Origin of the sequence: Asticcacaulis solisilvae (genome assembly GCF_017875235.1) — a bacterium.
In the GTDB taxonomy this organism is placed as follows: Bacteria; Pseudomonadota; Alphaproteobacteria; order Caulobacterales; family Caulobacteraceae; genus Asticcacaulis; species Asticcacaulis solisilvae_A.
Genome location: NZ_JAGGMI010000006.1, coordinates 211,403 through 237,148, shown reverse-complemented (window position 1 = coordinate 237,148; position 25,746 = coordinate 211,403). Strand labels below are relative to the sequence as shown.

The following is a 25,746-nucleotide window of genomic DNA, read 5'->3' as shown; positions in this document are numbered from 1 at the left end:
AAACGATGAAGCTGTCCAAAAAGGCCGAGATCGACGCCTTTTTTAACAAGCCGCCGGCCAATGTCGTCGGCGCCTTGATCTATGGCAAGGACCGCAGCCAGGTGCTGGAGCGATCGACCGTCCTGGCCAGGAAGACGGTGCCGGACATCACCGATCCGTTCAATGTGTCGCTGCTGACGGAAACCGATATCGACGGCGACATTGGCAAACTGGAAGGCGAGCTGCAGGCCCTGTCGATGATGGGCGGCCGGCGGTTGATCCGGCTGAAGTTCTTCACCGAAAAATCGGCGCTGGATAAGGCCGTTGCGGCCATCGTGAAGGCTCATGCCGCCGGTGAATACAATCCCGAAGCCTTTATCGTGATTGAATCCGGCAATCTGGGCGGCGATTCCGCGCTTCGGAAATTGGCCGATACCGAGAAGAACCTCGTTAGTATCGCCTGCTATGACGATGAAACCGGCGACATCATCCGCATGGCGCGTGAAACGCTGCAGGAAAACGGTGTGGCGCTGAACACGGCCGCCATGGACATCTTTGCGCAGCGCTTGCCTAAGGAACGAGGCATTGCGCGCCAGGAGATCGAGCGGCTGGTGCTGTTTATCGGGCCGGGCTCGAATAAGACGCTAACGGAAGGCGAATTGCAGGACTTTCTCGGTGTCGAACCCGAGGCCTCTTTGTTCAAGGCGGCGCAGGACGCATTTGGCGGTCGCATGAAGGCCGCTCAAGCGGGCTTGCGTCGGGCGTTTGCCGAGGGCGAAAGCGGGCCAGACGCGATGCGGGCGTTGAGCCTGCACTACAACAAGGTCAAGGTTCTGAAAGGTAACCTGCTGAAGGGTCTCGATCCCAAGACGGCAGCCCGGAATTCAGGGATATTCTGGAAGGACGAAGACGATATGCTGCGCCAGGCCAAGTCGTGGAACATCGATATCCTGGACGGATTGGCGCGCGATATCATCGATACTGACAAGATGTGCAAGTCGACGGGCATGCCGGACCTGCTGATCGCCGAGCGGCTGTATATGCAGGTGGCGGGCAAGGCGACGCGGGCAGGGTTATGAAAACATATGGGGTGAAGGGGCCCGAGGCCCCTTCGTCTTCTTCTTTTAAATAAAAAGAGCGGCCCTCTTAAGGGACCGCTCTTTTTATTTATCAGGAACAGGCGAGGGGTCGCGGACCCCTCGACCCCATTAGTTTTTCATCAGCCGGCGGCAGACTTCATCCAGCTGTTCCAGTGTCGCGTAGGATAAGCGAATCTCGCCCTTCCCGCCCTTGTCGTCCAGCTTCACCTTAAGACCCAGGGCTTCCTGAAGATCCTGCTCCAGTGACTGCGTGTCCGCATTGCCGGCAACGCGCGGACGAGGTGCCGTATTGCGCACCGGCGCCATCTCATCGCGCACCAGGGCCTCGGTCTGGCGCACTGACAGACCTGCGGCGATCACCTTTTCCGCCAGGCCTTCGGCGTCCTGAGCCGTCACCAAGGCGCGAGCGTGGCCGACGCTCAGGCGGCCTTGCAGCACATGGTCCTGAACAGCCTCCGGCAGCGCCAGCAAGCGCAGCATGTTGGCGATATGGCTGCGCGATTTGCCGACGACCTGTGCCAGGGCGTCCTGGGTGCGGCCAAAGCGTTCCATCAGCACCTTATAGGCGCGTGCCTCTTCGATACCGTTCAGATCGGCGCGCTGGACGTTTTCGATAATGCCGATTTCCAGCACTTCGAGATCATCCAGTTCACGGACAATCACCGGCACTGAATGCAGGCCAGCCTTTTGCGAGGCGCGCCAGCGGCGTTCGCCGGCGATAATCTGGTATTTGCCGGGCTGGCCCGGCGCCGGACGCACCAATATCGGCTGTAAGACACCCTTCTCACGGATTGAAGCGGCCAGATCATCGATATCGGCTTCGGTAAAGATGCGCCGCGGCTGGTCCGGATTGCGAACCAGCAGATCTATCGGCTGTTCGGGTGCGCGAAAAGGCTCGGACGGCTGATCAGGCACAGGCGTGGCAACCGCGGCCGTCGCTGCCGAATCTCCCAGAAGCGCTGACAGACCGCGGCCCAAACCTCTTTGTTTTTCAGACATTTACTCTATTTCCCTTCCGATCAGGCCGGCTGCTTGACCCCTTGCGCGCGCCGCAATTTCTCACGCGCGACAAGTTCCTTGGCCAGCTTGATATAGGCCTGGCTGCCCGAACATTTCATATCGTAGATCAGGGCCGGCTTGCCGAAGGACGGCGCTTCCGACACACGCACATTGCGCGGTATGACCGTGTCATACACCAACTGGCCGAAGTGTGACCGGACGTCGCGTTCGACGTGGCCAGACAGCGCATTGCGTTTGTCGAACATCGTCAGAACGATGCCCTGCAGACTGAGGCGCGGGTTCAGTGAACCACGCACCAGGTCGATCGTCCGCATCAGCTGGCTCAAACCTTCCAGCGCGAAGAACTCACACTGCAGAGGCACCATCACGGCATCGGCCGCGCTCATGGCATTGACCGTCAGCAAATTCAAAGATGGGGGGCAATCGATCAGGATATAGTCGTAGGGCGGCTTATCTTGATCGAGACTATCCAAAGCATCACGCAGACGGTAGGAGCGGCGCTCGGCCTGGCCCAGTTCGATTTCGACACCCGACAGATCAGGGTCCGACGGCAAAAGCCACAGGCCCGGCACCGACGTCTTCAAGGCCGTGTCGCCGATCGGCGCCTGGTCGACAATGACGTCGTATAGCGAACTGACGCGATCGGCCTTGGGAACACCCAGTCCGGTCGAAGCATTGCCCTGCGGATCGAGGTCGATCAGCAGGACGCGTTGACCGATGGCGGCCAGGGCCGTGCCAAGATTAATGGCGGTCGTGGTCTTGCCTACCCCACCCTTCTGGTTGGCGATCGCCAGGACGCGAACGGGATGTTTTTCCTGTTCCAGGGCGCTATCTGCCACGTGTCAGCCTCCGGATATGTACGACGCGACCACGTGGATCGCTAAGGGACTCGTATTGTTCTACTTCGAATCGCCACTGTTTGCCAGCCTCAGCCAGTTCACTTTCCACGTTTTCCCCCTTTAAAAACCAGCCTTCGGCGCCGTTTCGGAAGAATTTTTCGGCAAAAGTAAACAGGCGTGGGAACGGAGCGAAAGCGCGTGCCGTGACGACATCGACCTTAAGGTTAAGGTTCTCTGCCCGGTCATTAACGACCTCTGCCGGCAATTTCAGCTGATTGACGAGCTCCTGCAGGAAGCGGCAACGCTTGGTCAGTGAGTCGATGAGGTAGACCTTTGGTGGGGGGCCGTCACTATGCTTGAGCAGAATGGCCAGAACCAGGCCCGGAAAGCCGGCGCCGGCGCCAAGATCCGCCCAGATGCGGGCGTCTGGCCTGCGGTTCAGCAATTGCGCACTGTCCAGAACATGCCGCGACCAATAGTGCGGCACGGTTGCCGGCCCCACCAGGTTCATGACCTCGTTTTTTTCGGCAAGGTATTCGCGAAAGATTTCGAGGTCGGCGATGGCCTCGTGTTTCACGTGAAACACCAGCTTCGCCGCCATCTCCTGCGGCGTCATGGGCGTGTCTGTCATCAGGCCGACTTCTTGACGCGATTGCGCACAAAGAACAGCAAGGTCGTCAACGCGCCCTGTGTCATGCCTTCGATACGACCCGCCTGCCCCAGGGTCTGAGGCCGGATACGCGACAGCTTTTCACGGGCTTCGTTCGACAAACCCGGCACCGTGGCATAATCGATATCTTCCGGCAGGGCCAGGTTCTCATCCTTGCGGAAGGACTCGATCTCTGCCTTCTGGCGCGACATATAGCCGGCATAGAGCGCGTCGATCTCGACCTGCTCATAGAGGACTTCCGGCCATGCGGCGATCTCCGGCCACAGTGCTTCCAGCTTGCTGCGCGAACAGCTGTCGTAAGCCATCAACTGCACAACATTGCGACGCTGGCCGTCGCCATTCACCTGAATATCCTGCGACAAGGCTTCGCGCGGCGTGGCCGTCAGCTCAGATGCGCGTTGGCGAATGGCCGCCAGGGCATCGCGTTTTGCCCTCCAGGCTGCGGCGCGATAACGACCAACGACACGGTTGGCCATGCCCTTGTCCGTCAGGCGCTGATCGGCGTTGTCGGCCCGCAGGGACAGGCGGAATTCAGCCCGACTGGTGAACATGCGATAGGGTTCTGTGACGCCACGCGTCACCAGGTCATCGATCATGACACCAATATAGGCTTCGTCGCGGCCGAGGATCACAGGGCTATAGCCACCGGCTTGAGCGGCAGCATTCATACCAGCCATAAGTCCCTGCGCGCCGGCTTCTTCGTAACCCGTCGTGCCGTTAATCTGACCCGCCAGGAACAGGCCCGGCAACTGCTTTAGCTCCAACGTCGGATGCAGTTCGCGAGGATCGACATAGTCGTATTCGATGGCGTAGGCGTAGCGCTTAATGACCACATCTTCGAGGCCAACGATCGTCCGCAGGAAGGCTTCCTGCGTCGCTTCGGACACGCTGGTCGAAATGCCGTTCGGATAGACGGTGTCGTCATCGTAGCCTTCCGGCTCAAGGAAGATCTGGTGGCTGGTCTTGTCGGCGAACTTGACGACCTTGTCCTCGATCGAGGGGCAATAGCGCGGCCCACGGCCCGATAGATGCCCGCCGTAAACTGCGGATTCCTTGATGCGATCAGCGATGATCGCGTGGGTCTTTTCATTGGTATAAGTGATGCCGCACGCAATCTGTGGTCGGTCGATCGACGCCGTCAGATAGGAAAATGGCTCGATCGGATCGTCGCCAATCTGCTGCTCCAAACGATCCCAATGGATCGTCTTGCCGTCGAGACGCGCCGGTGTGCCGGTCTTTAAACGACCCATATCGAGCTTCAGATCGTAGAGACGCTGTCCCAAACCATTGGCCGGCTGATCACCCCAGCGGCCAGCAGACATACGCTTTTCCCCGATATGGATGACGCCGTGCAGGAAGGTACCGGTTGTCAGGACAACGGCACGCGCCTTATAGCCTTGGCCATTGGCGTCGGTGACACCAACAACGCGGCCGTTATCGAGCACCAGGTCTTCGACAGCCGCTTCGGCGATGTCGAGATTTTCCGTCTGCGCCAGCTCGGTCTGCATGGCTTCGCGGTACAGTTTACGGTCGATCTGGGCGCGTGGGCCACGCACGGCCGGGCCCTTGGACTTGTTGAGGACCTTATATTGGATGCCGCCGATATCGGCCATGCGGCCCATGACACCATCCAACGCATCGATTTCGCGGACCAGATGCCCCTTCCCCAGGCCACCGATGGCGGGGTTGCACGACATCTCGCCTAGCGTTTCTTTGCGGTGGGTCAGCAGCAAGGTCTTGGCGCCCATGCGCGCGGAAGCCGTCGCGGCCTCGCAGCCGGCATGGCCGCCGCCAACGACGATCACGTCCCATAACGTGTTCGAGTAGTCCGTCATCAATGTCCTCAGGAGATGGACGGTGCCTATAGCAGACAATGGTAGAAGGGTCGACTCAGCATTTGTGTTTCACGTGAAACACCGGATCACTTTCCGATGCAGAACGATGAGAAAACCTCATCCAGAACCTGCTCGACGTCATAGCGACCGAACAGTGCTTCAAAGCTGTTGATTGCCATGCGGATATCTTCGGCTGTCAGTTCGGGCACATGCAGGCAGGAATTCAGCGCGTGTAGAACATGGCCATGCGCTTCAGCCAGTCGCGCCCGGTGACGATCGCGCGTTGCCGCCGGAAAGGTTTGAAGCGACAGAGCGTTTTCGATATGGGCTTCAAGCGCCTTTATGAATGCATCTAAGCCGGCGCCGGTCACGGTGCTGACACCAAACTGCGGTGTTTCACGTGAAACACTGCCGCTATCCATCTTGTTGTAAACGACAAAATCATCCGGCGTTAACAGATCGGGTACCGGCTCGGAGGGGTTCTGGCTGTCGATCACCCAGATACGCAGATCGGCGTCGGTCGCAAGTTGGCGGGCACGGCGGATGCCCTCACGTTCCACAACCTCTTCCGTTTCACGTAGCCCGGCCGTGTCATAGAGCAAAACCGAATAAGGTCCGATCCGCAGTTGCGCTTCGAGGATATCCCGCGTCGTTCCCGCGACCGGCGTGACGATCGCCGTTTCGGCTTTGAGCAAGACGTTGAACAGGCTCGACTTGCCGGCGTTCGGCTCGCCAAGAATAACGATACGATAGCCTTCACGGATCTGCCGGCCACGCTTTTCATCGGCCAGGGCCTCACGCAATGACGATTCAAGACTGCCGATTCGCTTAAGGATCGACTGGCTGAGGTCGTCCGGCAGGTCTTCATCCGGGAAGTCGATATAGACTTCGAGCCGCGCCAACAGGTCGATCAGTTCCGACCGCCAGCCTTCATAGCGCGCCCGTAGGCCTCCCCCTAACTGGGTTAGGGCCTGACGGCGTTGTGCTTCGGATTCGGCGTCAACCAGATCGGCAATCGCTTCAGCCTGGGTCAGGTCGAGCTTATGGTTCTCCAGTGCCCGCCGCGTGAACTCACCGGGCTCGGCTAACGACAGACCCATCGACAATAAGACGCTATACAGCCGATCGACAATGGCGCGCGAACCGTGGACATGAAACTCCACACAGTCTTCGCCGGTAAAGCTGTTAGGCGCTTGGAACCAGATGGCGACGCATTGATCAAGCAGCTCGCCGTCATGGACCAGATGAGTGTAGGTCGCAAGGCGGGGTTTGAACGTCTTGCTGCTCAGCGCTTCCGCTGTGGCCAGGGCCTTAGTTCCGGACAAACGGATAATTGACACGCCTGCCCTGCCCTGCGCACTGGCCAAGGCGAAGATGGTGTGTTTCACGTGAAACACTCCTTACTTGATATCTTTGCCCGTTCCAAATGAGCCCATGCTGGCCTTGGCCGCGGACTGGAACAGCTTGAAGAACTGATCCTGCGCTGTGATGCCCAGACTCGACCACGTCTTGATGATCTCTTCCGGCTGCATCGACTGCATATTCTGTTCGACTTTCAAGCGCATTTGCTCGACAACGAAATCGTTCAGCGGTTCAACGTCCGGCAGGCCCAAAAATGCGCGGGCCTCTTGCGGCGTACATTCGACATTGACCGTGCACTTCATATTGGGCTCCAGAAAGATGACAACCCGATATGAGGGTGTCATATCGGGTTGGCAAGGGTTAATTAAAGTATTCCGAAGGCAAGGCCGACCGGCCGCCGCGCACGTTTGCGCGAGCCATGCGGCGCTTGAGCTTCATCAAGTATTCATCGACTGGAAGAACTCTGCATTGTTCTTCGTTTGACGCAGCTTGTCGCTGAGGAACTCGATCGCATCCTGGGCGCCCATCGGGTTGAGGATACGGCGCAGAACGTAGGTCTTCTGCAGGTTCGACTTCTCGGTGAGCAGTTCTTCCTTACGTGTACCGGACTTGAGGACGTCCATGGCCGGGAAGACGCGCTTGTCGGCGACCTTACGGTCGAGGACGATTTCCGAGTTGCCAGTGCCCTTGAATTCTTCGAAGATGACTTCGTCCATGCGCGAGCCGGTGTCGATCAGGGCGGTGGCGATGATGGTCAGCGAGCCGCCTTCTTCGATGTTCCGCGCGGCGCCGAAGAAGCGCTTCGGACGTTGCAGGGCGTTGGCGTCGACGCCGCCGGTCAGAACCTTGCCCGACGATGGCACGACGGTGTTGTAGGCGCGGCCGAGACGGGTGATCGAGTCGAGCAGGATGACGACATCGCGCTTATGTTCAACCAGACGCTTGGCCTTTTCGATGACCATTTCAGCGACCTGGACGTGGCGGGTGGCCGGCTCGTCGAAGGTCGAGGAGATGACTTCGCCGCGCACGGTGCGCTGCATGTCGGTCACTTCTTCCGGACGTTCGTCGATCAGCAGAACGATCAGATAGCAGTCCGGGTGGTTGGCGGCGACCGACTTGGCAATGTTCTGCAACATGACCGTCTTACCGACGCGCGGCGGAGCGACGATCAGGCAGCGCTGGCCTTTGCCGAGCGGGGCCACGATGTCGATGATGCGGCCGGAACGGTCCTTAAGGGTCGGGTCCTCGATCTCCATCCACAGGCGTTGCTCGGGATAGAGCGGCGTCAGGTTGTCGAAGTGGACCTTGTGACGGATGGTCTCGGGGTCTTCGAAATTGATCGTCTGGATCTTGAGCAGGGCGAAGTAGCGTTCACCTTCGCGCGGGCTGCGGATCGGACCTTCGACCGTGTCGCCGGTGCGAAGGCCGTGACGGCGAATCTGCTGGGGCGAGACGTAGATGTCGTCGGGGCCCGGCAGGTAATTGGCTTCGGGCGAACGCAGGAAGCCGAAACCGTCCTGCAGGACTTCGACGACGCCCGAGCCGGTGATCTCGACGCCTTCTTCGGCGAGCGCTTTCAGGACAGCGAACATCATATCCTGCTTTCGCAGGTTGGAGGCGTTTTCGACGCCCAGGTTTTCGGCAAAGGTGAGAAGGTCGGTAGGCGATTTGTCCTTCAGGGTCTGAAGAGACATCTTCTCGCCCTTCATGGAGCCTTCACTGGCTTCCTCGTCCTGGTCTTCGGTTTCCGTTTCGGCTTCGGTGTCGAGCAGTTCTTCGCCGACACCTTCGATTTCGGAATCTTCACTCATGGTCTTGCTTTCGTATGCTTTAGCTATGCGGCCACGCACCAGGTGAGGACACCTGCGAGGGACGAATAACCTGATGCCTTTTCGTACAACTGTTTGAAAAGGCGATGGAATTTAGTGGAAAGGCTATCCGACGAGAACCGTGGCGCCTGTATTGGGTATTGCGCGCGAACGATGCGCCTGCGCAAAATCGAGGGGAAAATACACCTACGGTGGGAACGGTCAAGGTAAACTTGTGGGGCGTGGGGCCAAAGAACGTTTCTTGGGACCCCACAAATCTTATTATACTTCCCTGGCCCGTCCTTCAGGACAGGCCAAGGTGGCAAGTCTTGGGGCCTCAGGCCCCAAACCCCACAAGTTTACCTTGACCCGTACTCCAACGTTACCGCCGTCACGATGACAATCGCCAATAGGAAGGGCACCTCATTGATCCGGCGCCAAAACTTCTCGCTGCCGGCAGGCTCACCCGCCTGCAGCTTCTTGAAACGCGCCAGCAGGAAGTGGTGGTAGCCGGTCATCAGCACAACCCCCAACAGCTTCACATGCAGCCAGGGCTGCTTCATCGCCACCGACCAATCGGCCGAAAAACGCAGGTACAACAACCACACGCCGAACACCCAGGCCGCGATCATCGCCGGGTTCATGATGATCTTGAGCAGGTTGCGCTCCATGACCGCAAAGACATTAACAACGTCCGGCTTGTCAGCGTTCTGGACGTGATAGACGAACAGGCGCGGCAGATACAAAAGTCCGGCCATCCACGCGATCACCGCCAGAATGTGCAGCCCGCGCGCCAGATCATACCAGTTCATCCGGCTCTCCTTTTCGGGCAGAACCCATGACAGGCGTCACAATCGTGGTCGCCGATCACAGCTTCGGAAGACCCGACGGCTTTCAGCACTTCGTCGTTCAGGGCCCTGATATAGTTTTCATCGACACCCAGCGCCGGGATACGAATATAGTCGGAAACGCCGGCGTCCTTGGCCAGATGGCCGTATTCAATATCGAGCTCGACCAGGGTTTCGATGTGCTCAGACACGAAAGCGATCGGCACGACGATAACATTCTTGCCATCCCTGCCCGCCTGGCGGATGGTCTCGTCCGTCGATGGCCCGATCCACTTCAACGGCCCGACGCGGCTCTGATAACAGATGACGTGCTCGATCGGCATGTCCAGCAACGTCATAACGCGCGCGACAGTCGCTTCGACCTGCGACTGATAGGGATCGCCCTGTTTGACGATCTTTTCCGGCAGACCATGCGCCGAGAACAACAAGCGATAGTCCTTACGGTCTTTGACGGTCTTGAGTCTGGCCCGGATCAGATCGGCATGCGCCTTGATGAAATGATCATTGTGCGAATAGCAGCAGACCTCGGTGACCTTGGCTGTGCCCTTGTACGCTTTCTTGAACGCTTCAACGGCCGTCAAAGTCGTGGTCGATGAGAACTGCGGATAGAGCGGCAGCAGAACGACTTCATCCGGCCGCCAGGCAGCGATATCGGCCGCGGCTTGTTCCACGAACGGATGCCAGTAGCGCATGCCGATAAAGACTCGCGTCTCAAGGCCCTTGGTATGGCTGTTGATATAGGCTTCCAGCGCCTGGGCTTGTGCCTCTGTCTCACGCAGGATCGGTGAGCCGCCGCCCATATGGGCATAGTTCTTGCGCGCTTCGGGGGCGCGCCGGCTGGCGATCATAGAGGCTACGCCCTGACGGATGCCGAACGGCAGGTCGATAATGTACTTGTCGCGGAACAGATTGTAGAGAAACGGCTTGACGTCTTCCGGGTTTTTCGGCCCGCCAAGATTGAACAGCAAGACGGCAATGCGTTTCATCAGCCTCTGATCCGTTTCAGCGCCTGTTCGACGTGTGCGATGGGCGTATCCGGGAAAATGCCGTGGCCCAGGTTGAAGATCAAGGGCCCCTGCCCCCAGGCCTCAAGGATTCCGTCGATCTGTGCGTCCAATGCCGCGCCGCCTGACCGCAAGACCACCGGATCAAGCGCACCCTGGATCGGCTTTTGCGCCTGGAGCTGTTTGCCGAGCGCCAGCGGCGTTGCTGTGCCCAAGGCCAAGGCATCGACCGGGACAACATCGAGATAGCTCTGACAGCGGGCTTCGGCGCCTCTCGGAAAGCCAATGATCGGCAGGGTCACGCCCAGTTGCCGGACGCGTTGAATCAGGCGGATGTGCGGTTGAGTGACCAGCTGGTCGAAATAGGGATCCGGGAACCCTTCCGCCCAGCTTTCGAAGATCTTCAGCACCTGGGCGCCGGCGTCGGCCTGCATTTTAAGATAATGGGCGGAGGCTTCGATGACGATATCGAGGACGTCCGCGACCTTTTCCGGCTGCTCATAGACGAAGCTGCGGATCAGGCTGCGATCGTGGGCCTTCTTGCCGTTCAGCATGTAGGTCATGACGGTCCAGGGGCCCCCGCAGAAGCCGATCAGCGTCGTTTCCGAACCAAGGGCGCTACGCACGCGCTGGACGGTCTCTCCAACGTTCCTCAACGCCTGGCCGGCATCCGGCGCCTTGTCGCGCATGAAGGCGGTGTCGGGCAGTTCCCCAAGAATCGGCCCCTCCCCGGCTGCGAAGGTCAGATCCTGACCCAGGGCGAGTGGAATCATCAGGATGTCGGAGAAAAGTATGGCCGCGTCAAACCCGAAACGGCGGATGGGCTGCAGCGTCGCCTCGGCTGATTTTTCCGGGTTCAGACAAAAATCGACGAAGCCTGACGTCGAGGCGCGAAGCTCGCGGTATTCTGGCAGGTAGCGCCCGGCCTGACGCATGAACCATACCGGAGTAGGGCTGACGGTCTGACCCGCCAGAACCTGGAGTATGGATGCCTGAGGAGGGTTCATGGAGTCAATCCCGGTGCAAAACGAGGCTCCCTCTTAGAGAACCCTCTAAAAAGAAGAAAGAGGAAGAAGAGGTTTTTAGTGGCGGGGATGACGTGGAAAATTGCCGCAGGCTTTGCGGTTGTCCCGGCTTTTTCACAATCCGTCCCATTCTTGAAAAAGACCATCCACACGCCTGTGGGAAGTTGGGATAATTAACCAAACGCTAACTATCGTTAAAACTTCGTAAAGATGTTTTCCCGGCCGGGTGTGAATGGTTAATAAAGTGTTAAGCCATTCACATGAAACCGTCGCACATTCATACATTATTAACCAATTGGTCAGAACAGGGATAAATTCGGCTATTTTCCACCTCTGATCACAGGGGAACGGCGTTCTCGAATTTCTCCTGACAGTTGCGCGCAACTTGTCAGGCGTTTGTCCACGGATTCAGTGCACAGGATTCTTTTTGATCGGGTTTTGGGGCCCTGCCCCAAGCCTTCCTGATATCTTTATATCTTTCCTGCTTTCACCCCTTGCGGGTGAAAGCCAGGGAAAGATAAAAGCAGGTTCGTGGGGTCAAAACCCCCACACCCCGGCATAAAGGCTCCTCATGTCCGAAACCGCCAACACCCTGCCCTCCGGCCGTATCGGCACCTATTTCCACGTTCACCTGGTCTCAGACTCGACGGGCGAGACCCTGAACGCCCTGGCCAAGGCGGCGGCGGCGCGTTTCGAAGGCATCCTGCCAATCGAACATATCTATGTTCTGATCCGTTCGGAAAAGCAGCTCGACCGCGCCATGACGGAAATCGAGAGTTTCCCGGGCATCGTCCTGCACACCATCGTTGATGTTGAACTGCGCACCATGCTGGAAGCGCGGTGCCGGGAACTGGATATACCGTCGATCGGCGTGCTTGACCCGCTGGTTGTGGCGTTTTCGCGGCACCTGGGGGCGTCGGTGTCCAAGCGCGTCGGCGCCCAGCACAATCTCGACAATGAGTATTTCGAACGCATCGAAGCCTTGAACTACGCCATCGCCCACGACGACGGCGCCATGGCGGACAAGCTGCGCCAGGCCGACGTCGTCCTGGTCGGCGTGTCGCGGACGTCGAAGACCCCGACCTGCATCTATCTGGCGCACCGCGGCATCAAGGCGGCCAATATTCCACTGGTGCCCGGCCGCGATCCGTCGGAAGACCTCGATGGCCTCAATGACCCGCTGATTGTCGGTCTGATCGCTTCGCCGGAACGCCTGATTCAGATACGGCGCAACCGCCTGCTGACCTTGAATAATGACGACCGGCCGTCGACCTATACCGACCAGGAAGCCGTGCGGCAGGAAATTATCGCCGCCCGCCGATATTTCGAACGCAAGGAATGGCCGGTGATCGATGTGACGCGGCGGTCCGTGGAAGAAACCGCGGCGAATATCATCAGCCTGTTGAACGAGAAGCGGACCGGTAGGCTCGGAGGTATTTAAGGCTTGCAGGGGTCTTGGACCCCTGAACCCCAAAAGTCGGAAGTGATTAATTGCTTCAATAATAAAAGCCGGGCTAAAAGGGCCCGGCTTTTATTATTGAACTAACTAAACGCTGTCGCGTTCTGGGGTGCAGGGGTCCAAGACCCCTGCATATTCTAAATGACCTTAATCCTCGCCTCCGGCTCCGCCTCCCGCGCCATGCTTCTTAGCAATGCCGGTATACCCTTCGTCAAAATCCCGTCTACAGTTGATGAAGACCAGATCAAGGACGACTGCCTGCTGCGTGGCTTTACTCCCAAAGCCATTGCCATGCGCCTGGCCGAGGCCAAGGCCCAGCAGGTCGCCTCGACAAACCCCGGTATGGTCCTGGGCGGCGACCAGGTCCTGCAGCTCGACAACGACCTGATCAGCAAATCCCCCGACATGGACGCTGCCCGCGACCTCCTGCGCCGGATGAGCGGCAAGACCCACTATCTTCACGCCGGCATGGCCCTGTGTGAAAACGGCCAGCTCATCTGGTCATCGGTCGAAACCGCCGAAATGTCCGTCCGCCCCCTTACCGACGCCTTCATCGACCGCTATCTCGATGAGGCCGGTGAAAAACTGCTGTCGACCGTTGGCAATTACATGCTCGAAGGCTCGGGCGTTCACCTGTTCGACAGCATCCGCGGTGATTATTTCACCGTGCTGGGCCTCCCTCTCCTGCCCTTATTGGGCAAACTCCGCCAACTGAAGGTGCTGAACCCATGATCGATACCCTCCCCACAGGCGCGGCCAAGGTCGCCGCTATCGTTGGCCAGCCGGTTCATCACTCAATGAGCCCCTTCCTGCACAATGCCTGGCTGCGGACCATGAAGGTGAACGGCGTCTATGCCGCCTTCGGACCCAAGGACGAACACGCTTTCGAACGCCTGATCCTGTCGTGCCGCACCAATGGCATCAAGGGCCTCAACATCACCGCGCCCTTCAAGGCCCAAGCCCTGGCGCTGGCGGACACCGTCGCCGAAAGCGCGCGTCACTGCGGCTCGGCCAATGTGCTGACCTTTGACGACGACGGCTATGTCCATGCCCAAAGCACCGACGGCCATGGCCTGATCCGCGCCTTTGAACTCCAGGCGCCGGACTGCGACCTGAAATCCGGCCCGGTGGTCATCATGGGTGCCGGTGGGGCTTCGCGTGCCGCCGTCGCCGCCATGCTGGAGGCCGGCAGCCCCGAAGTGCGCATTGTCAACCGGACCCTGGCCCGCGCCGAAGACCTGGTCTTCGCCTTCCAGACCGACCAGTCGCATATCCACTTGACCGGCAAGGAAAAAACCATCTCCTTCCGACAAAAGGTCACAGCCTATGAACTGACCGATGTCGACCGTGCCTTTGCCGGCGCCGTGGCGGTCATCAATGCGGCTTCGGGCGGCCCCCTGCCCTTGTTCGATGCGCTGGGCGATAATGCAACGATCATGGACATGACCTACCGGCCGCTGAAGACCAACTGGCTCAAGGCCGCCGAAGAACGCGGCCTGAAAACCGTCGATGGCCTGGGCATGCTGATCGAACAGGCCCGGCCGAGCTTTGAAGCCTTTTACGGTCGGCTTCCCGATGCCGATTACGATATTCGCGGCCTGGCGCTTCAATATCTGGGTGAAAAGTGATCCGGCTCGGCCTCACCGGCTCGATCGGCATGGGTAAGTCGACCATTGCGCGGATGTTTCGCGATGAAGGCGTGCCGGTGTGGGATGCCGATGAAGCCGTCCACCGGCTCTATGCCGCCTCCCCGGTTCTGAAATCCCGGCTAACCGAAGCGTTTGGCGATGTCCTGACCGATAATGTCGTGGACCGCGTCAAGCTTTCGGCCGCGCTCAAGACGGCCGAAAACGGCTTCGACCGGCTCAATGCTATCGTCCATCCGCTTGTCGTCGAGGACCGGGCGGCCTTTGTCGCCGCGCAGGAAAAAGACGGCGCCGATATGATTGTGGCCGACATCCCCCTGCTCTATGAAACGGGCGCGGAAAGCCATCTTGACTATGTCCTGGTCGTGTCGGCGCCGGCGGATGTCCAGCGTCAGCGCGTCATGGCCCGGCCTGGCATGACCGAGGAAAAGTTCGCCGCGATCCTGAGCCGGCAGATGCCCGACGCCGAAAAGCGCAAACGCGCGCATTTCCTAATAGATACGTCGCAAAGCCTGGACGCGTGCCGTGCCGAAGTGCGTAGCCTGGTCGACCGCTTCACCTAATAAGCGAATGCCTCTTGATCTGGACTCCGGATCAAATACATAAACGGTCATGGCTACCGAAATCGTTCTCGACACCGAAACCACTGGCATTGATCCGCGCAAGGGACATCGCCTCATTGAAATCGGCTGCATCGAGATCGAGGATCTGCTGCCGACGGGCCGGACCTTCCACCACTATATTGACCCGGAACGCGAGATCGAGCCGGACGCCATCCGCGTCCATGGCATCACCAATGAAAAGGTGAGGGGCAAGCCCAAGTTCGCCCAGATCTGCGAAGAGATGATGGAATTCATCGGCGACCGCAAGATCATCGCCCACAACGCCGCCTTCGACCGCAGCTTCGTCAATATGGAGCTGGAGCGCCATTCGCGTGTCTGCACGCCGGATGACCAGTGGATCGACACCCTGCTTCTGGCGCGCACCAAGTTTCCGGGTATGCACAATTCGCTGGATGCCTTGTGTAAGCGCTTCAACATCTCGCTGGCCGAACGCGACCTGCACGGCGCCTTGATCGACGCCCGTCTATTGGCCAGTGTGTACCTGGAATTGCTGGGCGGGAAGGAGCGGGGGCTGGATCTCGAGATGGTCACGGCCAGCGCCAATGCCATCAATATCGCGGCGTTCAAATCCTATGGCCCGCGCCCGCGTCCTTTGGTGTCGCGCATCACCGAGCTCGAGGCGGCGGCTCATTCGGCCTTCGTGCAGAAGTACCTGAAAGAGAAAACCCTCTGGAAATAAACATCGCCCTGCTTGTCCTTCTGCTGGCGGCCTTCGCGATCAATGCGTGGCTCAGCATCGGACGATTCAGGGTGTTGCAGGCGGATGCGGACGTTGATCGCGTGGCGTTTTATCGCTCGGGCCTGGTGCGGTCGCTGATCCTGTTTTTCGGTGGCGCTGTGGTGACGCTGATCCTGCTCAGGCGGACGGATGCGTTGGTGACCGTGCCGGAAGTGTTCGGCGCCGAGGTCGTGCGCTCGGTCCTGTCGGGTGTGCGGCCGGAGTTTGTTTACGGCGTGATCGCGGTCTGGGTTTTTGTCATCTGCCTGGCTTCGCTGATGGGCGGACTGCAGATGAAGCGGATTCTCCAGTCCGGCGCCAAGATGCCGAACGGCGCGCTTGGCGCCCTGTTACCACGGACGGGGAGGGAGCGCGGCTGGGGATTTCTGGTGTCTCTGAACGCCGGCGTGTCGGAGGAACTGTTTTTTCGCCTGGCCCTGCCTTTATTGCTGCTGCCGCTGGTCGGCGATGGCGGACTGGCCTTCTGGCTGGCGGTTCTGATCTTCGGCCTTGGACATATCTACCAGGGTGTCTGGGGGATCGTGATGACGACGATTGTCGGCGCGGTCCTGGGGTTTGCTTATCTCTACAGCGGCAATATCTGGCTGGCCGTGGCGATCCACGCAGGCATCGATCTGTGGTCGCTGGTGGTGATGCCGGTGTTGATCGGGTGGAAAAAAACGAATGGGGCGTGGGGTCCGTGACCCCACAAAACCTTATTTTCAATAAAGAAAGCCCCGCCTTTAGGCAGGGCTTTCAGGCTACTGACAAACCCCCTATCTTTTTTGAGAAGGGCCAATTGCCACAATTTGATTCCGATATGTTCACCGCTTGATTCCGAGACGTTCCGTGAATCAGGTGGCAATATACCGCATGAAAATTGTCCACAGACTTTGTCAGCAGCCTGAAAGCCCCGCCTTTAGGCAGGGCTTTTTTATTGAATAGAAGTCTTGGGGCCGCAGGCCCCAAACCCCACTCGCTTTCTTACGCTTGTCCAGCTGCCTGCTGCTGCGCCAACACATTATTGCGCTGTTGCACGTACAGGGCGCCGAAATCGATCGGGTCCAGGAAGAAGGGCGGGGTGAAACCGCCGTCTGACGACACATCGGCAATGATGCGGCGGGCGAACGGGAACAGGTAGCGCGGGCATTCGACCAGAAGCGTCGGCTCGATGGCCTGCTCAGGGATATTGCCCAGCTGGAACAGGCCGCCATAGACCAGTTCGATGGCGAACATGGCGCCTTCCGGCGTCGAGGCCTTGACTGACAGCTTGAGATCGACTTCGAACAGCCCGTCATTGCGGCCCTTGGCGCTCATTTCGACGCCCAGATCGACTTCCGGACGCGATTCCATGCGCAGCGACTGCGGCGCGCGCGGGTTCTCGAAAGAAAAATCGCGGATGAACTGGGCCAGAACGGTCATGTTCGGCGCGGGCGGTTGTTCGGGCTGGGCCTCGGGCAGGTCGGACATAGATGAATTACTCCGGGTGGTCACGCGGTCATTCGCCATGCCACGTATTGATGTGGGAAAGGCCCCTATCAGATAAGAAAAATTTACGCAATGAAACGAACGGTTCCCATGGGCGAAACTTATCCTATATAGTTGAGGTTCGCGGACAATCCATATATGCCTGCGACAGCCGTGACCCTTGTAAGCGTTTCCCGAACAAAATCAGAGATTCGTGCTGTGAATAATATCGTCGTCCTGGTCATCTTCGCCATTGTGGCCGTTATCATCCTGGTTCAGCTGTATAGCGTTCTCGGGCGGAAAGTCGGCTTTCGCGTCGAAGACAAGGTGCTGGCCAAGACCGGCGACGATGTCGACGGCAAGCTGCAGCTGGAACGTCCGGCCGAGCCGCCCAAGTTTCCGAATCTTGATGTCCTCAAGGCACGGGACGTCAATTTCAACGAAATCAACTTCGTCGAAAAGGCGCGCGAAACCTATGAACAGGTCGTGCTGGCCTTTCATCGCGGCGAACTCGATACCGTCAAGGACCGCCTGACCGAGACCGTCTATGGCAGTTTCGCCAAGGCCGTCGAGGCGCGCGAAGGCGCGGCCGTTACGACCCGCCTGAGCTTTGTCGAAACGCCCAAGGCGGATATCGACGTCATCGACTTCAAGGATGACACCGCGCAGATCCGCGTGCGTTTCCTGTCGGAACTTCTTTATGAGGCCGAAGCGACCGAAGCCGACGCCAAGCCGGAAAAGACCTATCGCCGCACGGCCGAATACTGGACCTTCCAGAAGGGCATGAAGTCGCCGGCCAATCCGTGGCTGCTGGCGCGCGTCGAAGCAGCAAAAGCATAAGATAAACGGGGACACGACCTTGGGCGGCTTGAAATTAAAAACTCTGGCCGCCTTGGCCGTGATTCTATTCGTGGCCGCCTGTGCCGAACGAGCTCCGCCGCCCGTGGTTACGCCGCCGGTCACACCGCCGACCCAGCCACCGGTGCAGCCGCCCTTGGGCCCTAATCCGGTTCCCGCCGGACAGCGCCTGTCGGAACTGTCGGGCTGGGAGTCCAGCGATGCCTTTATCGCGCTCGAAGCCCTGCGCAGCACCTGCACCTACAAGAAGGGCCGCCAATACGCCAATCTCTGCCAGGCGATCACCGGCCGCGATTTCAATTCGCCCGAAGAGATCAAGACCTTCCTCGACCACAATATGAAGGTCGAGCCGCTGGTGGGCCAAGGCACCCTGACCGGCTATTTCGTGCCGGACTATCCGGCGAGCTACGTAAGCACCGAAGAGTTTTCGCAGCCCGTGCGTCCCCGCCCGGCCGATCTGGTGATCGTAGCGGGTTCGCAGCTCACCCCGCCGCAGGCCGCCGCCAGAATCGCGGCGCGTAAGGAGGGTGACGCCTACGTTGCCTATTACAGCCGCGCCGAAATCGAACAGATGCCGGTGACGACGAATTACTACATGCGGCCGGAAGACTATTTCTTCATGCAGCTTCAAGGCTCGGGCTTCCTCGACATGCCGGACGGCAAGCGCGTGTACGCCGCCTATGCCGCCGACAATGGCCGGCCCTTCGTCGGCATCGCCAAGGTGATGCAGGATCGCGGCCTGCTGGCCAAGAACGAGACTTCCGGCGACAATATTCATGCCTGGCTGGCCGCGCACCGCGGTCCGGAAGCGCAGGAGGTAATGAACGCCAATCCGCGTTACGCCTTCTTCGTCATCAATCCGGATCAGACCCAGCCCAATGGCGCCGCTGGCATTTCCCTGCCGCCGGGCTCGGCCATCGCCATCGATCCGGTCCATCACGCCATGGGTGACCTTTACTGGATCGACGCCAATGCCGGCACGCTTTCTGGCGCTTTCCCGATCTATCAGCGCATGGTCGCGGCGCTCGACACGGGCGGAGCCATCAAGGGCAAGATCCGCGCCGATCTCTATGTCGGCGCCGGCAAGCGCGCGGGCACCGAAGCCGGGCGCATCAAGCACGTCCTTAAAATGTATCGCATCGTGCCGTTCGTGCAGTAGGTTTCAAACGCAGCGTTTGCGCCTAAAAATTAAACACCAGGCGAATGGCCGCAAGGCTCAGGAAGCAGAGCACGGCCGAGCTGGCGATAAACAGGCCGAAACGGATGATGGTGATGTTCACCGTCGCCTGAACCAGCGAATGCAGGATGCGCAGGGCGACATAGAGCCAGGCGAAGTATTCGACGTCGAAGCTTGTCTTGCCCGTGGCGTAGATACCGATACAGACCGCGTAGAACAGGGTCGGCTGTTCCATCAGGTTGTTGTAGTTGTCGGCCGGCCACTGCACGCTCGGCGGCAGGCGGCGCACGGCCTCTCCGGTCTCCAGCCGCTCTTCGGTGGTGGCGTAATGGATCAGCGACGGCAGCCGGCGGGCATAAAGCCAGACCAGCATCACCATGGACCAGACAATGAGTGCGAGGACAGGTTCAATCATAAGACCTTATCCTGCCTCAAAAAGTTTAAAATAGAGTCTCGCCGCGGCCGATTTTGTCTGGCAAAGATCGTAACAACGGCAACTGGATTGCCGCGCAAACGATCGCAGCATTTGTTAAACAAATAACGCGACAGTGACATCAATCAGGGCAGGGGTCTGGCATAACAGAGCCGCGACTCAAGCAAACGAACAGGGCAGTCACATGGATGACATCTCGCACATTGCCGGCGCCGAGCGCGAGGCACTGATTTCCGCATTTGCCGCCGGGTTAGGCAAGAACGGCAAGGACCTGGCGAGTTTTGAAAAGGCCTATCTCGTCCAGATTCTCGAGGACCTGGAGCTCGACGAACTGCCCGATCTGTCGACGGCCGACCTGAACCGGGCGATCGCGGACTTCTGGGCCTATGGGACCGAGCGCGGCAATCTCAACCAGACCCTTCGACGCATCCGGCCATTCGTAAGCGCTACCGGTGAAACCACCGCCTATGACGTCGTCGAAATCGTCCAGCCCGACCAGCCCTTCATCGTCGAAACAGTCATGGGTGAGCTGATCGAACAGGGTGTGTCGGTCCGTTCCATGTTCCACCCCGTGGTCCAGGTCGCGCGCGACGCAAAAGGCTTGCGCCAGGCCGCAGATGGCACAGGGCCGGCAGCCGCGGAATCGCTGATGCTGATCTTTATCGAACGCCTCAATCCGGAAAAGCACGCTGGCGTCCTGGCGGGCCTCGATGAAAGCCTGAACGACCTGAAGCTGGCCGTGCTCGACTTCCCGCGCATGCAGCGCCTGCTGGCCGAAGAGATCGCCGATTTGGAATCCCTGCGCGGCAATGCGGCGGTCAAGATCGACCCGGCGCTGCTGGAAGAAGATATCGCCTTCCTGAAATGGCTGGATGAGAACCGCTTCGTCTTTATCGGGGCGCGCGGCTATCAGTATCCGCGCAGCGACGACGGCGCCTATGCCCGCGAAGAGCCGCTGAACCAGCTCCAGGAAGGCTTCGGAATCCTGCGCGACGCCAAGCGCGGCGTCCTGCGCCGCTCAAGTGAGCCGGCCGTGCTGACCCAGCAGGTTCTCGACCAGCTGGTAACCTCGGAACCGGTGACGGTCGCCAAGGCCAACATCAAGTCGCGCGTCCACCGCCGTGTCTATATGGACTATATCGGTGTCAAACGTTACGGCGCCGACGGCAAGCCTTCGGGCGAGGTGCGCTTTGTCGGCCTGTTCACCGCCGAAGCCTATGATCGCCCGGTCTTCGAGGTGCCGCTCATCCGCCGCAAGGCCGAGCGCGTGCTGGAACAGGCCAAGACGATCGGCCTCAACGGTGGCCACAACGAAAAACGGCTGAAGAACATCATCGAGACCTATCCGCGCGATGAGCTGTTCCAGATGTCGGAAACCGACCTGCTGCGCATAGCGCGCGGTATCCTGCATCTCTCCGACCGGCCGCGCGTGCGGCTGTTCACCCGCAACGATACCTTCGATCGCTTTATCTCGGTCCTGCTCTATGTGCCGCGTGAGCTTTACCAGTCGCAGATGCAGAAGCAGGCCGGCGAAATCCTGGCGCGCGCCTATTGCGGCCGCGTTTCGGCGTCGTATCCGTACATTTCTGAATCGCTGCTGTCGTGCGTCCATTATATTATCGGGGTGACGCCGGGCGATCACTTCGACCCGGACATCAATGACGTCGAAGCCGATATCGAAAATATCGTCCGGTCATGGCCGCAGAAGCTCGACGCCCTGGTCCACGACGAAGCCTTCATGGCAACCCTGCCGGCGATGGAGGCTGACACCGACTGGATGCGCTGGGCACACGCCATCCCGACCGGCTATCGCGACCGCTATGAGATCTCTGAGGCTGTGCGCGATATCGGCCACCTCAGCCGCCTCGACGACGCCCATCCGGTAGACGTTCGCGCCTATCAGCGCCTGGAAGATTCCGAAGGCGTTTTCTGCTTCAAGCTCTACACGCGCGGCGATCGCGCTATTCCCTTGTCGGACATCCTGCCGGTTCTCGACAATATGGGCTGCAAGACGCTCGAGGAATACGGCTACAATGTCCGTTCGATGGAGGTGGGCAGCCTGTGGGTCCACGAATTCATTATCGAGCTCCCGGAAAGCCACGCCGGCTTTGCCGTCTTCCGCGACGATTTCGAACAAACCCTTCTGGCCCTGTCGCGGGGCCGCACAGAAAATGACGGCTTCAATGCCCTGGCGCTCAGCGGCCATTCGTGGCGTGAAGTCGCCCTGGTCCGCGCGCTCTGCCGTTATCGCACCCAGTCCGGTCTTGACCCCGCCGCCGATGTCCAGCAACAGGCCCTGCGCGATAATCCGGCCGTGACCTCGGCGCTGATCGAACTCTTTTCGTTGAAGTTTTCCCTAAGTGACGCCGCTGGCCGCGAAGCGAAAGTCGCCGAGGCGATCGCCGGGATCGAACAGCTGCTGCAAAAGGTCGTCAGCCTCGACCACGACCGCGTCCTGCGCCGCCTGTCCGCCTTAGTCCGCGCCATCCAGCGCACCAATTATTTCCAGGACAAGGCCTATATCTCGTTCAAGATCGCCAGCCGCGAACTGGCCGACCTGCCCGAACCCAAGCCGTACCGCGAAATCTTCGTCTGGTCGCCGCGCGTCGAAGGCGTTCATTGTCGTTTCGGCCCTGTGGCGCGCGGTGGCCTGCGCTGGTCCGACCGCAAGGACGATTTCCGCACCGAGGTTCTGGGCCTGGTCAAGGCGCAACAGGTCAAGAACGCCGTCATCGTCCCCGTCGGCTCCAAGGGCGGCTTTTTCCCGAAGCGCCTGCCCAAGGGCGGCTCCCCCGACGCCATCCGCGAAGAAGCTATCAAGGCCTATAAGGTCTTCCTCAGCGGCCTTCTCGACCTAACTGACAACATCGATGCGTCGGGCCAGACGGTTCCGCCGAAGGATGTGGTCTGCTGGGATGCGCCCGACCCCTATCTGGTCGTCGCCGCCGACAAGGGCACGGCGACCTTCTCCGATATCGCCAACGGCGTCTCGGCCGAATATGGTTTCTGGCTGGGCGATGCCTTCGCCTCGGGCGGGTCGGTGGGTTATGACCACAAGGCCATGGGCATTACGGCGCGCGGCGCCTGGGAAGCGGTCAAACGCCACTTCCGCGAGCTGGGCAAGGACATCCAGTCGGAGCTGTTCACCTGCGCAGGCGTCGGCGACATGTCGGGTGACGTCTTCGGCAATGGCCTTCTGCTGTCGGACAAGACGCTGCTGGTAGCGGCCTTCGATCACCGCGACATCTTTATCGACCCCAACCCCGATCCGGCCGTCTCGCATAAGGAACGCCAGCGTATGTTCGCCTTGCCGCGGTCGAGCTGGCAGGATTACAATAAAGAGCTGATTTCAAAGGGCGGGGGCGTCTTCCCGCGCAGCCAGAAGTCGATCCCTGTGTCGCCGGAAATCAAGGTGCTACTGGATATCGACGCCAATGAGGTCTCGCCGTTCGACCTGATGCAGGCGATCCTGCGCATGCGCGTCGATCTGCTCTATTTCGGCGGCATCGGCACCTACATCAAATCATCGGCGCAATCGCACCTCGATGTCGGCGACAAGGCCAATGACGCCATACGCATCGATGCCACCGAGGTGCGCGCGGCCGTTATCGGCGAAGGCGCCAATCTCGGCATGACCCAGGCCGGGCGTATTGCCTGCGCCGAACGCGGTATCCGGCTGAACACCGACGCCATCGACAACTCCGCCGGCGTCGACTGCTCCGACCACGAGGTCAATATCAAGATCCTGCTGGGCCGGTTGGTTGCCGCCGGCCAGATGACGCGCGAGGCCCGCGACACACTGCTGGCTGAAATGACGGATGACGTGGCGCATCACGTCCTGCGCCACAATTACGACCAGACCCTGGCCCTGTCGCTGCAGGAAGCCACGGCGCCGGAAGACAATGCCACGGCCCAAGCCTTCATGACGACGCTGGAAAAGGCTGGCAAGCTGAACCGCAAGGTCGAGGGCCTGCCGTCCAATGCTGCCATGGAAGCCCGGAAGACCGAAGGCAAGGGCCTTTACCGGCCGGAACTGGCGGTTACTACGGCTTACGGCAAGATCGTCCTGTTCGACGATATCGTCGCCAGCACGGCGCCTGATGATGACGGCCTGTTCGATGTCGCCGTCGACTACTTTCCCGAAGCCCTGCATGGTCAGAGAGACGCCATCCGCAAGCACCGCCTCTATCGTGAAATCGTCTCGACGGTCCTGGCTAACCGCATCGTCAATATGGCGGGCCCCAGCTTCGCCGAACGCGTAACGCGCGGCGCCGGCGTCGATACGGGTGCGCTGGTTTTGGCGTTCGAGGCGACACGGCGTCTTTATGACGTCAGCGGCCTATGGCGTGAAATCGACGCGCTGGACAACCACGCGCCGGCCGTGGCTCAGACGGCCCTATATCAGGAATTGGCGCGTTTCCTGCGCCGCCAGACCTACTGGACATCGCGACGGTTCGCCCAAGTGCCGCATGACCTGAAGACTATGATGGCGCCCTATGCCGAAGGCGTCCAGGTCCTGACCGGTCTCGATCCGGCCCTGCTGAATGACACGACACGCGGCAATATCGAAGCGCGCGTGACGGCCCTGACCGGCCTTGGCGCCCCTGAGGAACTGGCGCGCCGGATCGCCCGCCTGGCCTTCATGCGCCGCGCGCCGGAAATCATCGAACTGGCGACCGGCCACAAGAAGGACCTGATCAAGACGGCCGAGCTGTGGTTCCTGACCGGCGAGCGCTTCGGCTTCGAGAAGCTGGCCGAAGCCGCCGGCCAGATGTCCAGCGCCGATCCGTGGGATCGCATGGCGACGCGCCGCCTGATCGAGGATGTGCGCGCCGAGCAGAAGGCTGTGGTCAATGCCATGATGGCGCGGATGACCACCGCCGAAAGCCCGCTGGCCATAGCTGAAAACTGGGAAGCGGAGAACGGTGCGCTGGTCGAGCCCTTGCGCCAGATGATGCAGGACATGACGACCGGCGGCTGGAGCTTCGCCAAGCTGACCATCGTCAATGCCGTGTTGAGGGAGTGGGTGGCGAAGCTCTGAGATAGCTGTGAATCAGGTATTCATTTTCCTTCCCCGTTCACGGGGAAGGTGGATTTTGCGTGCGTTAAGCACGCAAAAGACGGAAGGGGGGTGTTGACAGAGTTCCAAACACCAGTGTTTGTTGCATCTACACTCCCCCTTCCGTCATCATCGCCAAGGCTCGATGACACCTTCCCCGTGAACGGGGAAGGAAAAGATGCTTATTCCGTCCGTACAACAAAGCTATTGCCAACTTGCGCGTCTGCGCCCATTTACAGCCCATGTTTATCCAGACCGAAGCCACGCCCAATCCTGATGTTATCAAGTTCCTGCCCGGCAAGACCGTGCTGGAGACGGGCACGAAACAGTTCGCGTCGAAAGACGAGGGCACAGCCTCGCCCTTGGCTGAGGCGCTGTTTGCCATCGACGGCGTGTCGGCGCTCTTCTTCGGCAGCGACTTTTTGACGGTTCGCCGCGATCCGGACTCGTCGAAGATCTGGGCGGAATTGAAACCGCCTATCCTGGCCGCCATCATGGACTTCTATTCTTCGGGCAAGCCGATTCTGAACGAGATCGAGGCGAAGACCGAAATCGTCTACGAAGGCGAGCTGGGCCAGATCGTCGCCGAGATCAAGGACCTGCTCGACACGCGTGTCCGCCCGGCCGTGGCGCAGGATGGCGGCGATATCGAGTTCGACAGTTTCGACATGGAAAGCGGCACACTTTACCTGCACATGCGCGGCGCCTGTGCTGGCTGTCCGTCGTCTTCGGCCACGCTGCGTCAGGGCGTTGAAAGCCTGATGAAGCATTATGTCCCCGAAGTTAAGCAGATCGAGGCCGTCCTCTGAGCCTGAC

Annotated in this window: 23 protein-coding genes; 11 read left to right on the top strand and 12 right to left on the bottom strand. The window is 59.7% G+C overall.

What is annotated here, in order from left to right; translation table 11 throughout:
- The first annotated feature begins 5 nt into the window (after nucleotides 1-5).
- Complete coding sequence (gene holA, locus J2X24_RS12290) at nucleotides 6-1,058, top strand: DNA polymerase III subunit delta (RefSeq protein WP_209721761.1); 1,053 nt, start codon at nucleotides 6-8, stop codon at nucleotides 1,056-1,058.
- Between the two features lie 129 nt (nucleotides 1,059-1,187).
- On the opposite strand, the gene J2X24_RS12285 is transcribed toward holA, so the two are convergent.
- The 10 genes from J2X24_RS12285 to hemE form a co-directional block, all read right to left on the bottom strand.
- Nucleotides 1,188-2,078 carry a ParB/RepB/Spo0J family partition protein gene (locus J2X24_RS12285; protein ID WP_209721758.1) on the bottom strand — a complete coding sequence of 297 codons (891 nt, stop codon included), beginning with the start codon at nucleotides 2,076-2,078 and terminating at the stop codon, nucleotides 1,188-1,190.
- Between the two features lie 20 nt (nucleotides 2,079-2,098).
- Nucleotides 2,099-2,923: a ParA family protein gene (locus J2X24_RS12280; protein ID WP_209722060.1), complete on the bottom strand. Its 825-nt coding sequence runs from the start codon at nucleotides 2,921-2,923 to the stop codon at nucleotides 2,099-2,101.
- 4 nt (nucleotides 2,924-2,927) lie between these two features.
- On the bottom strand, nucleotides 2,928-3,554 hold the full coding sequence (gene rsmG / locus J2X24_RS12275; protein WP_209722057.1) for a 16S rRNA (guanine(527)-N(7))-methyltransferase RsmG: 627 nt from the start codon (nucleotides 3,552-3,554) through the stop codon (nucleotides 2,928-2,930).
- 14 nt (nucleotides 3,555-3,568) lie between these two features.
- Complete coding sequence (mnmG, locus tag J2X24_RS12270) at nucleotides 3,569-5,443, bottom strand: tRNA uridine-5-carboxymethylaminomethyl(34) synthesis enzyme MnmG (RefSeq protein WP_209721756.1); 1,875 nt, start codon at nucleotides 5,441-5,443, stop codon at nucleotides 3,569-3,571.
- Between the two features lie 86 nt (nucleotides 5,444-5,529).
- A complete protein-coding gene (gene mnmE, locus J2X24_RS12265) occupies nucleotides 5,530-6,831 on the bottom strand; it encodes a tRNA uridine-5-carboxymethylaminomethyl(34) synthesis GTPase MnmE (protein ID WP_310003604.1) in 1,302 nt (433 codons plus the stop codon).
- Between the two features lie 12 nt (nucleotides 6,832-6,843).
- Nucleotides 6,844-7,107, bottom strand: coding sequence for a DUF6489 family protein (locus tag J2X24_RS12260; RefSeq protein ID WP_209721753.1), 264 nt, complete (start codon nucleotides 7,105-7,107; stop codon nucleotides 6,844-6,846).
- Nucleotides 7,108-7,242: 135 nt separating this feature from the next.
- Nucleotides 7,243-8,616 carry a transcription termination factor Rho gene (gene rho / locus J2X24_RS12255; protein WP_209721751.1) on the bottom strand — a complete coding sequence of 458 codons (1,374 nt, stop codon included), beginning with the start codon at nucleotides 8,614-8,616 and terminating at the stop codon, nucleotides 7,243-7,245.
- A gap of 356 nt (nucleotides 8,617-8,972) precedes the next feature.
- Nucleotides 8,973-9,425, bottom strand: a complete 453-nt coding sequence (locus J2X24_RS12250) for a CopD family protein (RefSeq protein WP_209721749.1) — start codon at nucleotides 9,423-9,425, stop codon at nucleotides 8,973-8,975.
- Nucleotides 9,422-10,450, bottom strand: a complete 1,029-nt coding sequence (gene hemH / locus J2X24_RS12245; protein WP_404977826.1) for a ferrochelatase — start codon at nucleotides 10,448-10,450, stop codon at nucleotides 9,422-9,424. Before hemH ends, J2X24_RS12250 begins: the two co-directional genes overlap by 4 nt.
- Nucleotides 10,447-11,472, bottom strand: a complete 1,026-nt coding sequence (gene hemE / locus J2X24_RS12240) for a uroporphyrinogen decarboxylase (protein WP_209721745.1) — start codon at nucleotides 11,470-11,472, stop codon at nucleotides 10,447-10,449. The genes hemH and hemE overlap by 4 nt, the downstream gene beginning before the upstream one ends.
- Before the next feature lie 589 nt (nucleotides 11,473-12,061).
- Between hemE and J2X24_RS12235 the strand changes: the two genes are divergently transcribed.
- The 6 genes from J2X24_RS12235 to J2X24_RS22845 all read left to right on the top strand — a co-directional run bounded on the left by J2X24_RS12235 (nucleotide 12,062) and on the right by J2X24_RS22845 (nucleotide 16,640).
- Nucleotides 12,062-12,931: a pyruvate, water dikinase regulatory protein gene (locus J2X24_RS12235; RefSeq protein ID WP_209721742.1), complete on the top strand. Its 870-nt coding sequence runs from the start codon at nucleotides 12,062-12,064 to the stop codon at nucleotides 12,929-12,931.
- A 159-nt stretch (nucleotides 12,932-13,090) separates the two neighbouring features.
- Nucleotides 13,091-13,681, top strand: a complete 591-nt coding sequence (locus J2X24_RS12230; RefSeq protein ID WP_209721740.1) for a Maf family protein — start codon at nucleotides 13,091-13,093, stop codon at nucleotides 13,679-13,681.
- Nucleotides 13,678-14,577: a shikimate dehydrogenase family protein gene (locus J2X24_RS12225; RefSeq protein WP_209721737.1), complete on the top strand. Its 900-nt coding sequence runs from the start codon at nucleotides 13,678-13,680 to the stop codon at nucleotides 14,575-14,577. The genes J2X24_RS12230 and J2X24_RS12225 overlap by 4 nt, the downstream gene beginning before the upstream one ends.
- Nucleotides 14,574-15,158, top strand: a complete 585-nt coding sequence (gene coaE, locus J2X24_RS12220; RefSeq protein ID WP_209721734.1) for a dephospho-CoA kinase — start codon at nucleotides 14,574-14,576, stop codon at nucleotides 15,156-15,158. Before J2X24_RS12225 ends, coaE begins: the two co-directional genes overlap by 4 nt.
- A gap of 49 nt (nucleotides 15,159-15,207) precedes the next feature.
- Nucleotides 15,208-15,897 carry a DNA polymerase III subunit epsilon gene (gene dnaQ, locus J2X24_RS12215; protein WP_209721731.1) on the top strand — a complete coding sequence of 230 codons (690 nt, stop codon included), beginning with the start codon at nucleotides 15,208-15,210 and terminating at the stop codon, nucleotides 15,895-15,897.
- 101 nt (nucleotides 15,898-15,998) lie between these two features.
- Entirely contained in the window at nucleotides 15,999-16,640 is a 642-nt protein-coding gene (locus J2X24_RS22845; RefSeq protein ID WP_209721728.1) for a CPBP family intramembrane glutamic endopeptidase, read from the top strand.
- Nucleotides 16,641-16,920: 280 nt separating this feature from the next.
- Here the strand turns inward: J2X24_RS22845 and secB are convergent, their stop codons facing one another.
- Complete coding sequence (secB, locus tag J2X24_RS12205) at nucleotides 16,921-17,406, bottom strand: protein-export chaperone SecB (protein WP_209721725.1); 486 nt, start codon at nucleotides 17,404-17,406, stop codon at nucleotides 16,921-16,923.
- Between the two features lie 216 nt (nucleotides 17,407-17,622).
- Here secB and J2X24_RS12200 point away from each other — a divergent pair, with 216 nt between their 5' ends.
- Both J2X24_RS12200 and J2X24_RS12195 read left to right on the top strand, forming a co-directional pair.
- Nucleotides 17,623-18,243, top strand: coding sequence for a Tim44/TimA family putative adaptor protein (locus tag J2X24_RS12200; protein WP_310003593.1), 621 nt, complete (start codon nucleotides 17,623-17,625; stop codon nucleotides 18,241-18,243).
- Between the two features lie 103 nt (nucleotides 18,244-18,346).
- Nucleotides 18,347-19,420 carry an MltA domain-containing protein gene (locus J2X24_RS12195; protein WP_310003586.1) on the top strand — a complete coding sequence of 358 codons (1,074 nt, stop codon included), beginning with the start codon at nucleotides 18,347-18,349 and terminating at the stop codon, nucleotides 19,418-19,420.
- Nucleotides 19,421-19,442: 22 nt separating this feature from the next.
- Here the strand turns inward: J2X24_RS12195 and J2X24_RS12190 are convergent, their stop codons facing one another.
- A complete protein-coding gene (locus tag J2X24_RS12190) occupies nucleotides 19,443-19,853 on the bottom strand; it encodes an MAPEG family protein (protein WP_209721719.1) in 411 nt (136 codons plus the stop codon).
- Between the two features lie 202 nt (nucleotides 19,854-20,055).
- On the opposite strand from J2X24_RS12190, the gene J2X24_RS12185 reads away from it, so the two are divergent.
- Together J2X24_RS12185 and J2X24_RS12180 are read left to right on the top strand one after the other, a co-directional pair.
- On the top strand, nucleotides 20,056-24,912 hold the full coding sequence (locus J2X24_RS12185) for an NAD-glutamate dehydrogenase (protein ID WP_209721717.1): 4,857 nt from the start codon (nucleotides 20,056-20,058) through the stop codon (nucleotides 24,910-24,912).
- Between the two features lie 260 nt (nucleotides 24,913-25,172).
- Entirely contained in the window at nucleotides 25,173-25,739 is a 567-nt protein-coding gene (locus J2X24_RS12180; protein WP_209721713.1) for a NifU family protein, read from the top strand.
- Nucleotides 25,740-25,746 lie beyond the last annotated feature (7 nt).

Excerpts from the sequence above, each read along its gene's own strand:
- J2X24_RS12250 (WP_209721749.1), bottom strand. The coding sequence starts at position 9,425 with ATGAACTGGTATGATCTGGCGCGCGGGCTGCACATTCTGGCGGTGATC.
- J2X24_RS12235 (WP_209721742.1), top strand. The coding sequence starts at position 12,062 with ATGTCCGAAACCGCCAACACCCTGCCCTCCGGCCGTATCGGCACCTAT.
- J2X24_RS12230 (WP_209721740.1), top strand. The coding sequence starts at position 13,091 with ATGACCTTAATCCTCGCCTCCGGCTCCGCCTCCCGCGCCATGCTTCTT.
- J2X24_RS12180 (WP_209721713.1), top strand. The coding sequence starts at position 25,173 with ATGTTTATCCAGACCGAAGCCACGCCCAATCCTGATGTTATCAAGTTC.
- dnaQ (WP_209721731.1), top strand. The coding sequence starts at position 15,208 with ATGGCTACCGAAATCGTTCTCGACACCGAAACCACTGGCATTGATCCG.
- rsmG (WP_209722057.1), bottom strand. The coding sequence starts at position 3,554 with ATGACGCCGCAGGAGATGGCGGCGAAGCTGGTGTTTCACGTGAAACAC.
- rho (WP_209721751.1), bottom strand. The coding sequence starts at position 8,616 with ATGAGTGAAGATTCCGAAATCGAAGGTGTCGGCGAAGAACTGCTCGAC.
- secB (WP_209721725.1), bottom strand. The coding sequence starts at position 17,406 with ATGTCCGACCTGCCCGAGGCCCAGCCCGAACAACCGCCCGCGCCGAAC.
- J2X24_RS12260 (WP_209721753.1), bottom strand. The coding sequence starts at position 7,107 with ATGAAGTGCACGGTCAATGTCGAATGTACGCCGCAAGAGGCCCGCGCA.
- mnmG (WP_209721756.1), bottom strand. The coding sequence starts at position 5,443 with ATGACGGACTACTCGAACACGTTATGGGACGTGATCGTCGTTGGCGGC.
- J2X24_RS12190 (WP_209721719.1), bottom strand. The coding sequence starts at position 19,853 with ATGATTGAACCTGTCCTCGCACTCATTGTCTGGTCCATGGTGATGCTG.
- J2X24_RS12285 (WP_209721758.1), bottom strand. The coding sequence starts at position 2,078 with ATGTCTGAAAAACAAAGAGGTTTGGGCCGCGGTCTGTCAGCGCTTCTG.
- J2X24_RS12225 (WP_209721737.1), top strand. The coding sequence starts at position 13,678 with ATGATCGATACCCTCCCCACAGGCGCGGCCAAGGTCGCCGCTATCGTT.
- holA (WP_209721761.1), top strand. The coding sequence starts at position 6 with ATGAAGCTGTCCAAAAAGGCCGAGATCGACGCCTTTTTTAACAAGCCG.
- hemE (WP_209721745.1), bottom strand. The coding sequence starts at position 11,472 with ATGAACCCTCCTCAGGCATCCATACTCCAGGTTCTGGCGGGTCAGACC.
- J2X24_RS12185 (WP_209721717.1), top strand. The coding sequence starts at position 20,056 with ATGGATGACATCTCGCACATTGCCGGCGCCGAGCGCGAGGCACTGATT.